Below are 14,842 nucleotides of genomic sequence, written 5' to 3'. Positions count from 1 at the left end.
TCCGTTATGGCGAGCACATCCCTATATGCTCGTCATGGCATCTGACCCCAATTCCAACGATTATGGCGCTGACTCGATCAAGGTCCTGAAGGGGCTTGACGCGGTGCGCAAACGCCCCGGCATGTATATCGGCGACACCGATGACGGCTCCGGCTTGCATCACATGGTGTTCGAGGTTTCCGACAACGCGATCGACGAAGCGCTGGCCGGCCATTGCGACCGGATCGACATCGTCCTCAACCCCGACGGGTCGGTCTCAGTGACCGATAACGGCCGCGGCATTCCGACCGGCATTCACGCCGAGGAAGGCGTCTCGGCGGCCGAAGTCATCATGACCCAGCTCCATGCCGGTGGTAAGTTCGAGAACACCTCGGATGATAACGCTTATAAGGTGTCGGGCGGCCTGCACGGTGTCGGCGTGTCGGTCGTGAATGCGCTCAGCGAATGGCTCGATCTCACGATCTGGCGTGACGGCGAGGAGCATTATATGCGCTTCGCCCATGGCGATGCAGTCGCACCGCTGAAAGTCGTCGGCAAGGCCGCGCCGGGGCAGAAGGGCACCCGCGTGACCTTCCTGCCCAGCCCGGCGACGTTCAAGATCACCGAATTCGACTTCGAGAAGCTCGAACACCGCTATCGCGAGCTCGCTTTCCTCAATTCGGGCGTCCGCCTGTTCCTCACCGATGCGCGGCATGAGGACCCCAAGACCGTCGAGCTTTATTATGAAGGCGGCATCGCCGCATTCGTGAAATGGCTCGATCGCAACAAGCAACCCTTGATGCCCGAGCCAGTCGCGATCAACGGCACGCGCGACGATGTAACGATCGACGTCGCGCTCGAGTGGAATGACAGCTATTACGAAAACGTCCTGTGCTTCACCAACAACATCCCGCAGCGCGACGGCGGCACGCATCTGGCGGCGTTCCGCGCGGCGCTGACGCGCACCCTCAACAATTATGCGGAAAAGACCGGGCTCTTGAAGAAAGAGAAAGTCACGCTGACAGGCGATGACATGCGCGAGGGGTTGACCGCGATCGTCTCGGTGAAGCTGCCCGATCCCAAATTCAGCAGCCAGACCAAGGACAAGCTGGTTTCGTCCGAGGTCCGCCAGCCGCTCGAAAGCCTGATGGCCGACAAGCTGGCCGAATGGCTCGAGGAAAATCCGGCGCATGGCCGCGCCATTGTCGGCAAGGTGATCGATGCGGCCGCCGCGCGCGAGGCCGCCAAGAAGGCCCGCGAGCTGACCCGGCGCAAAGGCGTGATGGACATCGCCAGCCTGCCCGGCAAGCTCGCCGACTGCCAGGAACGCGATCCCGCCAAGTCCGAACTGTTTCTGGTCGAGGGCGATTCCGCCGGCGGCTCGGCCAAGCAGGGCCGCGACCGGCATTTCCAGGCAATCCTGCCGTTGCGCGGCAAGATTTTGAACGTCGAGCGCGCGCGGTTCGACCGGATGCTGTCGTCCAAGGAAATCGGCACGCTCATCCAGGCGATGGGGACCGGCATTGGCCGTGACGATTTCAACGTCGAGAAGCTGCGCTACCACAAGATCGTTATCATGACCGACGCCGATGTCGACGGCGCGCATATCCGCACCCTGCTGCTGACCTTTTTCTACCGGCAGATGCCCGAGATCATCGAGAAGGGGCATCTCTTCATCGCCCAGCCGCCGCTCTACAAGGCGACGCGCGGGCGCAGCGAAGTGTATCTGAAGGACGATGCCGCGCTCGACGATTATCTGGTCGAGGCGGGCGTCGGCGCGAGTTATCTCGACACCGCCGGCGCGCAACGTTCGGGAGCAGACCTGGCCGGTCTGGTCGATCACGCGCGGCGGATGCGCACGCTGATGCGCTATGTGCCCAAGCGCTATGATCCGGTGATCATCGAGGCGCTGGCGCTGGCCGGCGCGCTTGATCCCCAGGCAGGCAGCGAGGCGCGCGGTGCGCGGCTGGCAGGCGTGACGCGCCAGCTCGACGCGGGCGACCCCGAAGCGCGCTGGTCAGCCGAATTGAGCGCGGAAGGCGGCATCCATTTCCGCCGGCTGTGGCGCGGCGTGACCGATCATCACATCATCGAAGCGGGCTTCCTCGCCTCGGCCGAAGCGCGCAAGCTCCACGCGCTCGCGGCCGAACAGGCGGAAAGCTACGCCGCCGTCGCCAAGCTGGTGCCACTCAAGGGTGCCGCCGTCGCCGAAGAAGCGGGTGAGGACGAGGATGAGGCGCCGGTGACACTCGGCAAGGGCGAAGCACTGATCGCACGGCCATCGCAGTTGCTCGACGCGGTGCTTGCCGCCGGGCGCAAGGGGCTCGCGATCCAGCGCTACAAGGGGCTGGGCGAGATGAACGCCGAGCAGCTTTGGGAAACGACGCTCGACCCCGCCAATCGCTCGATGCTGCGCGTCGAGGTCGAGCAGGCGGATGTCGCCGACGGGATCTTCACCCAATTGATGGGCGACGAAGTCGAGCCGCGCCGCGACTTCATCCAGGAAAACGCGCTGTCGGTCGCCAATCTCGACGTCTGACGGTTTTACTAGGGAGAGCAAGGCAATGAAGCGGATGATGTTGGGCATGGCTGCGCTTTGCGCCATCGCGATTGCGGGTCTGGCAGCGGCGCATGACGGCAAGCACCCGGCATCAGCGGCGCAAGTTGCCGCAGCGCTCGCCGATCCCGCGCGCGCCGACCAGGCAAGTGACGACGCCCGCCGCCACGCCGCCGATATCCTGGCCTTCACCGGCGTCGGGCCGGGCAGCAAGGTCGTCGATCTGCTGCCGGGCGGCCGCTATTACTGGACGCGGATGTTCAGCCCGATCGTTAATGAGACGGGCAAGGTCTATCCGATGTGGCCGCAAGTCGCCGCCGCGCGGGCGGAAAAAGCGGCAGCGGCGCTCGACGGCTGGCACCTCGCCAATGTGACCAACACGATCACGCCGGCCAATGTCCCGACGCTGGGCGCTGCTGATGGCACCATCGACATCGTCTACACCAACGAGAATTACCACGACATCGCCAACCTGCCCGGCGGCGAAGCGGCGCTCGATGCCAACAACGCAGCGGTGTTCAAGGTGCTGAAGCCCGGCGGCGTCTATGTAATCGTCGATCACGCCGACGCTGCGGGCACCGGCCTCACCGGCACCTCGACCAAGCACCGCATCGACCCGGCGGTGGTGAAGGCGGAGGTGCTGAAGGCGGGCTTCACCTTCGCCGGCGAGAGCAAGGTGCTCGCCAATCCGGCTGACGACCACAGCAAGAACGTGTTCGATCCCGCAATCCGCGGACACACCGACCAGTTCGCCTATAAGTTCCGCAAGCCGCTGTAAGTTGGTTGACCCTCCCCCTCAGGGGGAGGTGTCGCTGCAAGCGACGGAGGCGGCGGATACTGATCGAGGGCAAGGTAAGTCGCTCCTCCCCCTCCTTCAGGCTTCCCCTGCCACCTCCCCCGATGGGGGAGGGTTGGATGTCTACTTACAACAACGCCCCCTGGCGCGGCGGCGTGCGATCATAGCTGGTGCCGCCGCGCCGGCGGATGCGTTCCTGCTCGGCGGTGTAGCGCACGTCAGGATCGCGATCGGCGGCGAATGCCTCGAGCGTGTCATCGTCGAGCTCGCGCCAGTCCTTGCCGCGATCGGGGCCGTTCCGCACGCGCGGCAGCAAGCCGGGGAGGTTGGACCATTCGATAAGCTGAGCGACGCTCGCCTCGTTGAGCATGTCACGCAGGTGGTGCGCGGTGACATAAGCATCCGGCCCGGCGCGGTGCGCGGGCAAGCCATGTTCGTGGACGAGCCCCTCGGGCCGCCGCCAGTAGCGCAGCAACTGGTTGGAAAAGCCTGGGGAGTCGGGCCAGAGCCGCAGCGCGCATTTCCAGGTGCAAATCCAGTCGGCGCCGCGGGTCAGTGAGGGCGTGCAGAATTTCATCTCGAAATCGGCGCGGTGCGCAGCGAGCGCGACGCGGCGCGGCCAGGGATCGAGGATCGGCCGGGCACAATCATGCCACCACGGCGCGTCGGCGACATCCTCGTCGCGGATATGGTGGACCGCCATGGTGAGCGGCGGAATCGGCCGGCCGGGATTGACGAGGATCGCGCCACCACCATCGGCCACGACGTCCCAGCGACCATCGGCGCCCAGCGCGACATCCTGCCAGCCAATCTCGCACACGCCATGCGCGAGCGGCGCCTGGCCAGTAGTTTCAAGATCGATGACGCGGATGATGTCAGGGGAGGGCATCCCGCCCCAATGGGGATTTTCCCGCGCGATTGCGAGTCCCGCCCGCGCCGATCAGTGCGCGGCTTGCGGTCCGCGTTCGAGCCCCGATGCCGCGAGCTGCGCGTCGATCTGGCCGATCAGCCGATCGAGCCCCGCCTGATCCTTCGCCTCGGCGCGCGCGACCAGCACATCCTGCGTGTTCGAGGCGCGGAGCAGCCACCAGCCGTCGGGCGTCGTCACCCGCGCGCCATCGGTGCGGTCGACGTCGGCGCCCTCGGCGGTCAGCCGGGCGAGCACTTCGTCTACCACCGCGAACTTGCGGCTTTCATCGACTTGGAAACGCATTTCGGGCGTGTTGACCATCGCCGGCATGTCGCCGCGAATCTGCGTCATCGATTTGCCAATATGGCTCGCCGCGCAGATCAGCTGGACGGCGGCAAACTGCGCGTCATCGAAGCCGTAGAAGTCATAATAATCATGCGCGAAGAAGATATGGCCTGACATCTCACCGGCGAGCGGCGCGCCGGTTTCCTTCATCTTGGTCTTGATCAGGCTGTGGCCGGTTTTCCACATGACGGGCGTGCCGCCCAGTTCGGCAATGCGGTCGTAGAGCGCCTGGCTTGCCTTCACATCGGCGATGATCGTCGCGCCGGGCAGCGCTTCCAGCACAGGCTGCGCCAAAATGGACAGAATTTGATCGCCCCAGATTACGCGGCCTTCGCCGTCAATCGCGCCGATTCGGTCGCCATCGCCATCGAAAGCCAGTCCGAAATCGAGGCGTTTGGCCGCGACCAACGCCTTCAGATCGGCGAGGTTCTTTTCCTCGGTCGGATCGGGATGATGGTTCGGAAAATTACCGTCCACTTGGGTGAAGATCGTGTGGTGCTCACCCGGCAAGAGCTTGACGAGCTTCTCGATCACCGGGCCGGCGGCGCCGTTACCCGCGTCCCAGCCGATGCGGAAGGCTTTGCCGTCAAACCCCTCAACCAGCCGGGCGACATAAGCGTCGAGGATATCATAGTCGCTGACCGTGCCGGCGCCCGACTCCCAATCGCCCGCCGCCGCCATCTCACCGAGTTTCTGAATGTCTTGCCCAAAGAACGGCCGATGCTGCAGCACCATCTTGAAGCCATTATACTCGGCGGGATTGTGGCTGCCGGTTATCTGTATGCCGCCATCCACCTCTAGCGTCGCCTCGGCATAATAGAGCATCGGCGTCGGGCCCATGCCAGTGCGGACAACGTCGACACCGGCAGCAGTCAACCCGTCCAGCAGCGCCGCAGCGAAGGCAGGCGAGCTGGTCCGGCCATCGAAACCCATCGCCACCCGCGTGCCGCCGGCGCGGCGGACGATGGTGCCGAAAGTGCGGCCGATCGCAGTCGCGTCGGCCTCGTCGAGGGTTTTGCCGACAATGCCGCGAATGTCATATTCGCGCAGCGAGGTCGGGTTGAACTGGTGGGACATTGCGAGGCTCCGGGGTGGGCGAGGGACTACAAGGATGAGCTTTTGGCTTGCGCGAGCAACGCATCGCGCGCGGCATTGATCCGCTGCGTCTGCTCGTCCGAGCCGCCATGGTCGGGATGCGCAGTCGCGATCAGCCGGCGATGCGCGGCACGGATTTCGGCCTCGTCGGCACCTGCACTGACACCGAGCACGCCGCGCGCCTCTGCAAGCGTTGTCTGATCGCTGCCAGCCGGGCGCGGCGGCGTCGACTGGTAGCGCCGGCGCGGGTTGGGGCCGTGATACCAGAAACGCCAGGCGAGCCAGGCAAAGGCCAGCGCCAGCAGGAACTTGGCCATCAGCCGAGCCTCGCCATCAGCTGAACAGCGGCAGCGGCGCTTCGGGCAGGCCGAGCCCCGCCATCATTTCGCGCAATTCCTGGCGCGCGGCGACGTGAGAGAGCCCCATCTCGCCAAACTCGCGCGAATCGATCATCGTCAGCCCATTGGGGAACAGCTCGCGATAGATGACGCGCTCGCCCAGGCCGGGAATGATGCGGAAGCCGACGCGCTTGGCGAGCTGATCGAGCGCATCCGATACACGGCGCATGTTGCGCGCCTCGATATGCTGGAGGCGGTTGCGCAGCACCACCCAGTCGATCGTCGAGCCGTCGCTCTTGGCCCGCGCCTTGCGCGCATCCCAGATCAGCTCGGCATAGAAGCTCGGGCGGGTGACTTTGTAGGTCGTGGGATCGACTTGGCCGATCAGGTCGAAATCGACGAAGCTGTCGTTCATCGGCGTAACCAGCGTGTCCGCGCGCGAGGCCGCCATCCGCGCGAAGCGATCGTCGCGTCCGGGGGTGTCGATGACGAGGAAATCGGCGCCCTCCGCTAACGCATCGAGCTGCTCGGTATAGCGCGCCAGGCTTTCGCCATCATGCGTTGCGTGGCGCGGCATCGGCAACTCGTGACCGGTGCGCTTGATCGTCGCTTCGCGATTGTCGAAATAGCGACCCATGGTGCGCTGGCGATGATCGAGGTCGAACGCGCCCACCTTTGCTCCGCGCGCCGCCAGCGCGATCGCGACATGGACGGCGGTGGTCGACTTGCCCGTCCCGCCCTTTTCATTGGCGAAGACGATGACGTGCGTCTTGTGCGGCGGCTGCGACAAACCGATGTGATCCCCAGTTGATCGCCGTCGACTGCCCCCATAGAAGGCGCGCCCGGCGTAAAGTCACGCCGTCCTTATCGAAGGGCATGTGCCGGTGCAAACCATCCGTCAACTGGGCGCGCTGCGCGCGGCGATCGCCGCGTTTCGCCACGCCGGCGAGCGCGTTGCACTGGTGCCGACGATGGGTGCGCTCCATGCCGGGCATCTGGCGCTGGTCGCGGAAGCGCGGCGGCGGGCGATCCGCGTCGTCACCTCGATCTTCGTCAATCCCAAGCAGTTCGGCGCGGGCGAGGATTTGGATCGCTACCCCCGCCGCGAAGCGAGCGACGCGCAGATGCTGAGCGAGGGCGGCTGCGACTTGCTGTGGCTGCCACCGATCGAAGTGATGTACCCGGCGGGGTTCGCGACCAACATTTCGGTCGCAGGTGTTTCGGAAGGATTTGATGGCGCCGCGCGGCCTGGTCACTTCGATGGGGTGGCCACGGTCGTCACCAAGCTGTTCAATCAAGTCCAGCCCGACATCGCGCTGTTCGGCGAGAAGGATTATCAGCAGCTCGCGGTTATCCGCCGTCTGACAATCGACCTCGACTTGCCGATCGAGATTGTCGGCGTGCCGACCCAGCGCGATGCCGATGGCTTGGCGCTATCCTCGCGCAACGCGTATCTGCTGCCCGACGAGCGCGCACGAGCGGTGGCGCTGCCCCGAGCGCTGGGACTGGCGGCGCGGGCGATTGGCCGCGGCGCGGATGTCGGCGCCGCGCTGGCCGAGGCGACTGCCGCGCTTGCTGCTGCGGGCTTCGACCTCATTGATTATGTCGCGCTGGTCGATGCCGTCAGCCTGGCGCCGATCGACCGATTGGGCGGCCCTGCCCGGCTGCTCGCCGCCGCGCGGATCGGCAATACGCGGCTGATCGACAACCTGGCGGTGGAAATTACCGAACAGGGTTAACCGCGTTAACCATTTTTAGACACTCTGCCGGCCACAACCCGTTCTGCCAAATGGGGCGAAAAGGGGTTGGCGGAGATGGCAAACAGCCTGAAGAGCGCGACGTTCCTGATCGAAAGCCGGATTGCAGACGCGGCGCGCGGTGATTTGAATGCCTGTTATGATCTGGGCATCGTTTATTCGACTGGCGCCGGCGGGGTCGATATCGACCTGATCGAGGCGCATAAATGGTTCAACCTGGCGGCAGTGTGGGGCAGCGACGCCGCTCAGCAATGCCGCGCTGACATCGCCGAAGACATGACCGCGCGCGAGATTGCCGAGGCCCAGCGCCAGGCGCGTGCCTTCCTCCAGATGACAAGCGCGCGGGCGGCTTAGGTCGCTCGATACGTCACCCCAGCGAAAGCTGGCGTCGGGTACCGCAAGCGACGCCTGCTTTGGCTGGGGTGATGCGGTCGTTGCCGGGCACAGCTTCGCCCTTTAGCCTGCCGCTCCGAACAGGAGGGGCCATGCATCTTTACATTACCGCGCTGATGGCCGCTGCTTTAGCGCTGCTGCTGGTCGCCTTGGCGATCGCTACCATCATCTTGCGCATGCGCTACGGCGCTGCTTTTGGCGACGCGGGTCAGCAACCTCTGACCTCTGCCATCCGTGCGCATGGCAACCTCGCCGAATATATGCCGATCGGCATCACGCTGACCGGGCTGCTCGAAGCGAGCGGCGTCAACCACGTGCTGCTGGGCGGTCTGGCGGCGGGGTTCGTCGCCGCGCGGCTGCTCAACGCGGTCGGCCTGTTCGCGCCGCCCGGCCCGCCACCACCCTGGCCGCGAGCGGTCGGGATCGTCGCGACGCTGCTGATCCTCGCGGTGATGGCGCTCTGGCTCGTGGCGTCCGTGCTCCAGACAATGAGCTAGGTGGACTTTTTGGCTTTTTTCGCTGTCGATTTGGCCCCGGCCGATTTTTTCGCCGCTGCCTTCCGGGCAGGCTTCTTGCCCTTGGCAGGCGCCGCCGCCGCACGCGCGTCGATCAGTTGCGCGGCTTCTTCCAGCGTCAACGCGTCGGGTGCCACCGTCTTGGGGAGTGTCGCATTGGTAGTGCCGTCGGTGACGTAAGGACCGTAGCGGCCTTCCATCAGCTTGATCTCGGCCTCGGTGCGCGGGTGCTTGCCGAGCAGCTTCAACGGCTCGCGCGATCCGCGCTGCGGGCGACCGCCACCAGCTGCCGCTTCGGCAAGCTTGACGACGGCGGCATTCATGCCGGTTTCGAACACTTCTGCCGTCGATTGCAGCCGCGCATATTTGCCGTCATGCGCCAGATAGGGCCCGTACCGGCCAATCGAGGCGGTAATTTCCTTGCCCGTTTCGGGATGCGCGCCGATCGTGCGCGGCAGCGAGAGCAATTTCACCGCCCAATCGAGATCAAGCTCGGGGATATCCTTGGGAATCGACGCGCGCTTGGCGTCCTTGCCGTCGCCCAACTGGACATAGGGCCCGAACCGGCCCGAGCGACGCGAGACTTCCAGCCCGGTCTCGGGATCGGTGCCGAGCACTTCCGGTCCGGTATCCTCGCCTGCCTGCCCGCCCGCCTGTGCAAAGCGGCGGGTATATTTGCATTCGGGGTAATTGGAGCAGGCAACGAACGCGCCGAACTTGCCGCCGCGCAGGCTCAGCCGGCCCTGGTGGCAATTGGGGCATAGCCTGGGGTCGCCGCCGTCCCCCTTGTCGGGGAAGAGATAGGGGCCGAGGAACTTGTCGAGCTCGGCGGTGACTTCGCTCGGCTTGAAGTCCATCACTTGCTGGGTGCGCGGTTTGAAGTCGCGCCAGAAATCCTCGAGCACCGCCTGCCACGCCGCCCGCCCGCCCGAGACATCGTCAAGCTCCTCCTCGAGCCCGGCGGTGTAATCATAGCCGACATAACGCTCGAAAAACCTCTCAAGGAACGCCGTCACCAACCGCCCGCTCTCTTCGGCGAAGAAGCGGTTCTTCTCGATGCGCACATAAGCGCGATCCTTGAGCGTCTGGATGATCGACGCATAGGTGGAGGGCCGGCCGATGCCGAGTTCTTCGAGCCGCTTGACCAGCGACGCCTCGGAAAAGCGCGGCGGCGGCTGCGTGAAATGCTGCTCGGCGGTCACGCCCTTCTTGGCGGGCGCATCGCCTTCGCGGAGCTTGGGAAGCCGGCGCGACTCCTCATCGGCGCTATCGTCGGCGCCCTCCTCGTAAAGGGCGAGATAGCCGGGGAAAAGCACGACCTGGCCAGTGGCGCGCAGCGCGTGCTGGCCAGTCCCGTCGACCAGCTCGACCGTGGTGCGCTCCAGTCTCGCGGAAGCCATCTGGCTGGCCAGCGCCCGCTTCCAGATGAGGTCATAAAGCCGCGCATGATCGCCCGAGCCGACACGGTCACGGCCGAAATCGGTCGGGCGGATCGCTTCGTGCGCTTCCTGCGCGTTCTTGGCCTTGGTCTGGTAATGGCGCGGCCTGTCAGGGACGTAGCTCGCGTCATAGCGATCAGCGACCGCCCTGCGCGCGGCGGAAATGGCACTGTCGTCCATCTGCACGCCGTCGGTGCGCATATAAGTAATCGCGCCATCCTCGTAGAGTTGCTGCGCGATCCGCATCGTGTGGCTGGCGGAAAAGCCGAGCTTGCGCGCGGCTTCCTGCTGCAGCGTCGAGGTGGTGAAAGGCGGCGCGGGGTTGCGCGTCGCGGGCTTGGTCTCGACCGACGCGACCGCAAAGCGCCCCGCCTCGACATCGGCCTTGGCGGCGAGCGCATCGCCTTCACGGCCAATCGTCAGCCGGTCGATCTTGTCACCCTTCCAGCGCACCAGCCGTGCGGTGAACGGCGTGCCGTCATGTTCCAGATCGGCGACGACCGACCAATATTCCTGCGGCACGAACGCTTCGATCTCGCGCTCGCGCTCGACGATCAGCTTGAGCGCCACCGATTGCACGCGCCCCGCCGATTTCGCGCCGGGCAGCTTGCGCCAGAGCACGGGGGAGAGGGTGAAGCCGACGAGATAATCGAGAGCACGCCGCGCGCGATAGGCGTCGATCAGATCGGTATCGAGTTCGCGCGGGTGCTTCATCGCCTCGGTGACGGTCGCCTTGGTGATCGCGTTGAACGTCACCCGCTCGACCGCCTTGGGCAGCGCCTTCCTTGCGCGCAGCACTTCCTGCACATGCCAGCTGATCGCTTCGCCTTCGCGATCGGGGTCAGTGGCGAGGATCAGCCGGTCGGCTTTCTTGGCCTCGTCGGTGATGGCTTTGAGCTGCTTGGCCTTGTCGGCGTAATTTTCCCAATCCATCGCGAAGCCATGCTCGGGGTCGACCGAGCCGTCCTTCGCGGGCAGATCGCGGACATGGCCGTAGCTCGCGAGCACGCGATAATCGGCGCCGAGATATTTCTCGATGGTTTTAGCCTTGGCGGGCGATTCGACGATGACAAGCTGCATATGCGCGCGATCTAGGGGTCCTTACGTGTACGCGCGAGGGTGGCGGGGTTAGAGGTAAAGCGTCAAGCGGGTTCAGGAGCGCGTGCTTGCCGCAATCTCCCAAACGAATGTCAGCTTTGTTGGCCGCTTGCCGGGCGGCAGCGCGAAGGTAACGGTCTCGATCGACGGGTCACATTTACCGAACCCTTGATCGGAAAGGACCTTGCAGTCGGTAAGCTTGCCTTCGGGCGTCACGCGCAACTCAACCCGCCCCATTTCCTTTCGATATTCATAATTTGTGATCGGGGTAAGCTCGTCGCCATCCTGTAGCGCGCTAATGCGAAACAGGCCGCGCCGTAGTTTTTCTAGACTAATGCCAAAGGTCAAAGCGATATTCCGGCCCCAATTCGGGCGATTGCAGGTTCGTTCCTTGGGGATATGTTGCCAAAAGGGATCAGAGGCGACATCGCAAGCCGTTATGCTGCCATCGGGACTGAAGACAAAGCTTACGGTGCTATGCCCAGTTGGCAATGCCTCATCCGTGCCGGATGCTGCCGCCGTGACTGAGCCATTTGCGAAAACCATCAACAATAATAGCGCACGGATCATGACGCACCTCTAGAGCAGAAATGTTTATTACAACTGTCTGTTGCTTGCCGCTTATCCTGGCAACCGTAATGCTCTACGGCTGCCGACGCCATAGAACGAAGAACAGCCCCGCAAAGAGCGTATCGATCTGCGACAGCGCAAAAGGGAGCGTGTCAAGCCGACCGGCGGCGAACAGCAGCGCGCAGGGCACGGCGAACGCCAGCTTGGCAAGCACGCTGATCGGCATCAGCGCGCGATAGCGGATGGGATCGCCACCGATTGTCCAATAGACGAGCTGCATCGCGAGCGCGGTGCCGACAAAGCCGTAGAGCATCTCGGGGTGGGTAAACGGCTTGTCCGCGGGTGCCAGCCGCTCGGCGAAATAGACCGGCAACAGCACCAGGATGCCATAGATCGCCGCGCCCCGATAAATCGCCTGCGCCAGTCCAACGCGTTTCATGCCAGACTCCTTCAAGTGGTTAACGACACCCGCCCGCCGGCATGCCGTTCCAGCCGGCCCGCCAGTTCCAGTTCGAGCAGCACCGTCTGCACGATCGCCGGCGGCAGCGCGGTCTGGCGGATCAGTTCGTCGACCGGCACCGGCACGGGCCCGAGCAGCGCGGTGATCGTGCGGCGATCGCTGTCGGCGGCGTCAGCGGGGGGCGCCGCGGTGTAGCGATCACCGGGCGCGCGCAGCATCCGCGTATCGATCGGGCGGATCTGCTCGCGGATATCGTCGGCGGTCTGGACCAGGGTGGCGCCGTCGCGGATCAACAGGTTGCAGCCCTGTGCGCGCGGATCGAGCGGGCTTCCGGGCACCGCCATCACCTCGCGGCCCATCTCGGCCGCCAGCCGCGCGGTGATCAGCGAACCCGACTTCGGCGCGGCCTCGACCACCACGGTCCCCAACGCCAGCCCGGCGATGATACGGTTGCGCTGCGGGAAGTGGCGCGCGAGCGGCTCGGTGCCTGGCGGATATTCGGTGACGAGCAGGCCTTCGCTGGCGATGCGCGCCTGCAGCGCGGCGTTTTCGGGCGGGAAGACCATGTCGATGCCACAAGCGATGACGGCAATGGTCCCGCGCTCGATCGCGCCCTGGTGCGCGGCGGTGTCGATGCCGCGCGCCAGGCCTGAGATGATCGCCATGTCCGGCCCCGACAGCGCGTGCGCCAGCTCGCGCGCAAAGCGGATCGCAGCGGCGGACGCATTGCGCGCACCGACCAGCGCAACGCCGTGGCGATCGAACAGTGCCGTGTCACCGCGCACGATGAGCGCGGGCGGCGCGTTCTCCAGCTCGGCGAGCAGGCGCGGGTAGTCGGGGGTATCGAGGAACAGATAGCGCGCACCGAGCTTCGCAACCTGCGCCTGCTCGCGCTCGATGGCACGCGGGTCAGCCAGCACCGGCGCTCGCCCGCCGCCGCGCGCCGCCAGCATCGGTACGGCCTCCAACGCGTGCGCCGCCGTCCCGAAGCGCGCGATCAGCTGGCGGTAAGTGACGGGGCCGATATGGGCGGAACGGATCAGCCGCAGCCGATCGACGGCGTCATCCACTGCGCGCACCAACGCGCGGCTCCGTGCCCGCGAGCAACCGCGCGATATTGGCGCGGTGCTTCCAGACGACGAGCCCGGCCAGCCCGACCAACAGCGCCAGCAAGTCGTATCGCGCCATGATCGCCGCGGCGATCGGTGCACTCGACGCCGCCGTCAGCCCCGCGAGCGATGAAATCCGCAACAGCGCGAGCAGCCCCAGCCACACGACCGCATAGACCAGGGCGATCGGTGGGCAGAGGCCCAGGCACAGCCCCATCAGCGTCGCCACCCCTTTGCCGCCCCGGAAGCGCAGCCAGACGGGGTAGCAATGGCCGATAAAGGCGCCCGCCGCCGCGACGACCTCTTGCCCCGGCGTCAGCCGCGCCGCGATCAGCACGGCGGCGGTGCCCTTCAGCATGTCGAGCAGCAGCGTCGCTGCCGCCAGCCCCTTGCGGCCGGTGCGCAGCACATTGGTCGCACCGATATTGCCCGAGCCGATCTGGCGGAGATCACCCGCACCCGCCGCGCGCGTGAGGATAACGCCGAAGGGAATCGAGCCCAGCAGATAGCCGAGCGCCAACGCCAGCGCGGGCGCCTGCCACAGATAAGTCGGCGTCATGCCCGCGTCCCCTTTGGTGCCTGGCGCGACCATAAGGAGGGGACAGCGGCAAGGTCAAACCCGGCGGTGCCGTGACCGCCGATTTGCCTCGCGCCGCGAGAGCGCTATGGCCGCCGCGATGGATGACCGGCCGATCCTGTTGTTCGACTCGGGCGTCGGCGGCTTGTCGGTGCTGGCGCCGGTACGGGCGCTGCTGCCCAGGGCGCCGATCGTCTACGCCGCCGATTCGGCGGGTTTTCCCTATGGCACAAGGAGCGAGGCGGAGATTGCCGCGCGGGTGCCGGCGCTGCTCGGGCGGCTGGCCGAGCGCTATCGCCCGCGCCTGATCGTCATCGCCTGCAACACCGCCTCGACCATCGCGCTTGCCGCCGTGCGCGCCGCGCTCGATCTGCCGATTGTCGGCACCGTGCCCGCGATCAAACCCGCCGCCGAGCTGAGCAAGACACGCGTGATTGGCGTGCTCGGCACCGAAGCGACCGTCCGCCAGCCCTATGTCGACGATCTGTCGGCGCGCTTTGCCGCCGATTGCTCGGTGCTGCGCCACGGCTCGGCCGATCTGGTGCAGGCGGCGGAGGATGCGCTGCACGGGCGATCGGTAGACCCCGCCCGCTACGCCGCCGCGCTGGCCGGGCTGTTCGAGCAGCCGGGCGGCGACCGCATCGACGTCATCGTCAATGCCTGCACCCATTTTCCGCTGGTTGACGCCGAGCTTCGCCGTGCCGCTGGCGGCCATGGGGTCGCGTTTGTCGATGGCAGCGCCGGCATCGCGCGCCGCGTCGCATACCTGACCGACGGACAGGACTGGCCCGCCGCGCCCGGCCCCGGCATCGCCGTGTTCACCCGTCTTGGCCCTGACGAGCGCGCCCTCGCCCCCGCGCTGGCTCGCTACGGCCTAGACCAGCTCGACGCGCTCTGACCCTGG

Annotated in this window: 15 protein-coding genes; 6 read left to right on the top strand and 9 right to left on the bottom strand. The window is 65.8% G+C overall.

What is annotated here, in order from left to right; all coding sequences use genetic code 11:
* Window positions 1–34: 34 nt before the first annotated feature.
* Together gyrB and ACLB0R_RS08015 are read left to right on the top strand one after the other, a co-directional pair.
* Complete coding sequence (gyrB, locus tag ACLB0R_RS08020; RefSeq protein ID WP_416643042.1) at window positions 35–2,518, top strand: DNA topoisomerase (ATP-hydrolyzing) subunit B; 2,484 nt, start codon at window positions 35–37, stop codon at window positions 2,516–2,518.
* 25 nt (window positions 2,519–2,543) lie between these two features.
* A complete protein-coding gene (locus ACLB0R_RS08015; RefSeq protein WP_416642741.1) occupies window positions 2,544–3,314 on the top strand; it encodes a class I SAM-dependent methyltransferase in 771 nt (256 codons plus the stop codon).
* Between the two features lie 145 nt (window positions 3,315–3,459).
* Here the strand turns inward: ACLB0R_RS08015 and ACLB0R_RS08010 are convergent, their stop codons facing one another.
* Genes ACLB0R_RS08010 through ACLB0R_RS07995 form a run of 4 tightly spaced genes read right to left on the bottom strand, consistent with a single transcriptional unit; the run spans window position 3,460 to window position 6,810 of the window.
* Window positions 3,460–4,221, bottom strand: a complete 762-nt coding sequence (locus ACLB0R_RS08010; protein WP_416642740.1) for a 3'-5' exonuclease — start codon at window positions 4,219–4,221, stop codon at window positions 3,460–3,462.
* A 51-nt stretch (window positions 4,222–4,272) separates the two neighbouring features.
* A complete protein-coding gene (pgmG, locus tag ACLB0R_RS08005) occupies window positions 4,273–5,664 on the bottom strand; it encodes a phosphoglucomutase/phosphomannomutase PgmG (RefSeq protein WP_416642739.1) in 1,392 nt (463 codons plus the stop codon).
* Window positions 5,665–5,690: 26 nt separating this feature from the next.
* Complete coding sequence (locus ACLB0R_RS08000; protein WP_416642738.1) at window positions 5,691–5,999, bottom strand: J domain-containing protein; 309 nt, start codon at window positions 5,997–5,999, stop codon at window positions 5,691–5,693.
* A 16-nt stretch (window positions 6,000–6,015) separates the two neighbouring features.
* Window positions 6,016–6,810, bottom strand: a complete 795-nt coding sequence (locus ACLB0R_RS07995; protein ID WP_416642737.1) for a division plane positioning ATPase MipZ — start codon at window positions 6,808–6,810, stop codon at window positions 6,016–6,018.
* Between the two features lie 94 nt (window positions 6,811–6,904).
* Between ACLB0R_RS07995 and panC the strand changes: the two genes are divergently transcribed.
* The 3 genes from panC (at window position 6,905) to ACLB0R_RS07980 (ending at window position 8,667) form a co-directional block, all read left to right on the top strand.
* The gene (panC, locus tag ACLB0R_RS07990; protein WP_416642736.1) at window positions 6,905–7,759 is read left to right on the top strand and encodes a pantoate--beta-alanine ligase; all 855 of its coding nucleotides are present in this window, start codon (window positions 6,905–6,907) and stop codon (window positions 7,757–7,759) included.
* Window positions 7,760–7,834: 75 nt separating this feature from the next.
* Complete coding sequence (locus tag ACLB0R_RS07985; protein ID WP_416642735.1) at window positions 7,835–8,131, top strand: SEL1-like repeat protein; 297 nt, start codon at window positions 7,835–7,837, stop codon at window positions 8,129–8,131.
* A gap of 131 nt (window positions 8,132–8,262) precedes the next feature.
* Complete coding sequence (locus ACLB0R_RS07980; RefSeq protein ID WP_416642734.1) at window positions 8,263–8,667, top strand: MAPEG family protein; 405 nt, start codon at window positions 8,263–8,265, stop codon at window positions 8,665–8,667.
* On the opposite strand, the gene topA is transcribed toward ACLB0R_RS07980, so the two are convergent.
* The 5 genes from topA to plsY form a co-directional block, all read right to left on the bottom strand.
* Window positions 8,664–11,204, bottom strand: coding sequence for a type I DNA topoisomerase (gene topA, locus ACLB0R_RS07975; RefSeq protein WP_416642733.1), 2,541 nt, complete (start codon window positions 11,202–11,204; stop codon window positions 8,664–8,666). The genes ACLB0R_RS07980 and topA overlap by 4 nt on opposite strands.
* Before the next feature lie 72 nt (window positions 11,205–11,276).
* Window positions 11,277–11,792, bottom strand: coding sequence for a hypothetical protein (locus ACLB0R_RS07970; protein ID WP_416642732.1), 516 nt, complete (start codon window positions 11,790–11,792; stop codon window positions 11,277–11,279).
* Between the two features lie 73 nt (window positions 11,793–11,865).
* Window positions 11,866–12,231, bottom strand: coding sequence for a hypothetical protein (locus tag ACLB0R_RS07965; RefSeq protein WP_416642731.1), 366 nt, complete (start codon window positions 12,229–12,231; stop codon window positions 11,866–11,868).
* Window positions 12,232–12,242: 11 nt separating this feature from the next.
* Window positions 12,243–13,322: a DNA-processing protein DprA gene (dprA, locus tag ACLB0R_RS07960; protein WP_416642730.1), complete on the bottom strand. Its 1,080-nt coding sequence runs from the start codon at window positions 13,320–13,322 to the stop codon at window positions 12,243–12,245.
* Complete coding sequence (gene plsY / locus ACLB0R_RS07955) at window positions 13,315–13,920, bottom strand: glycerol-3-phosphate 1-O-acyltransferase PlsY (protein WP_416642729.1); 606 nt, start codon at window positions 13,918–13,920, stop codon at window positions 13,315–13,317. Before plsY ends, dprA begins: the two co-directional genes overlap by 8 nt.
* A gap of 118 nt (window positions 13,921–14,038) precedes the next feature.
* Between plsY and murI the strand changes: the two genes are divergently transcribed.
* On the top strand, window positions 14,039–14,836 hold the full coding sequence (murI, locus tag ACLB0R_RS07950; RefSeq protein WP_416643041.1) for a glutamate racemase: 798 nt from the start codon (window positions 14,039–14,041) through the stop codon (window positions 14,834–14,836).
* Window positions 14,837–14,842: the final 6 nt, after the last annotated feature.

It is taken from the genome of Sphingomonas sp. GlSt437, assembly GCF_048015635.2.
In the GTDB taxonomy this organism is placed as follows: Bacteria; Pseudomonadota; Alphaproteobacteria; order Sphingomonadales; family Sphingomonadaceae; genus Sphingomonas.
Note: the sequence above shows the minus strand (reverse complement) of the source record. Positions and strands in the feature narration are given on the sequence as shown.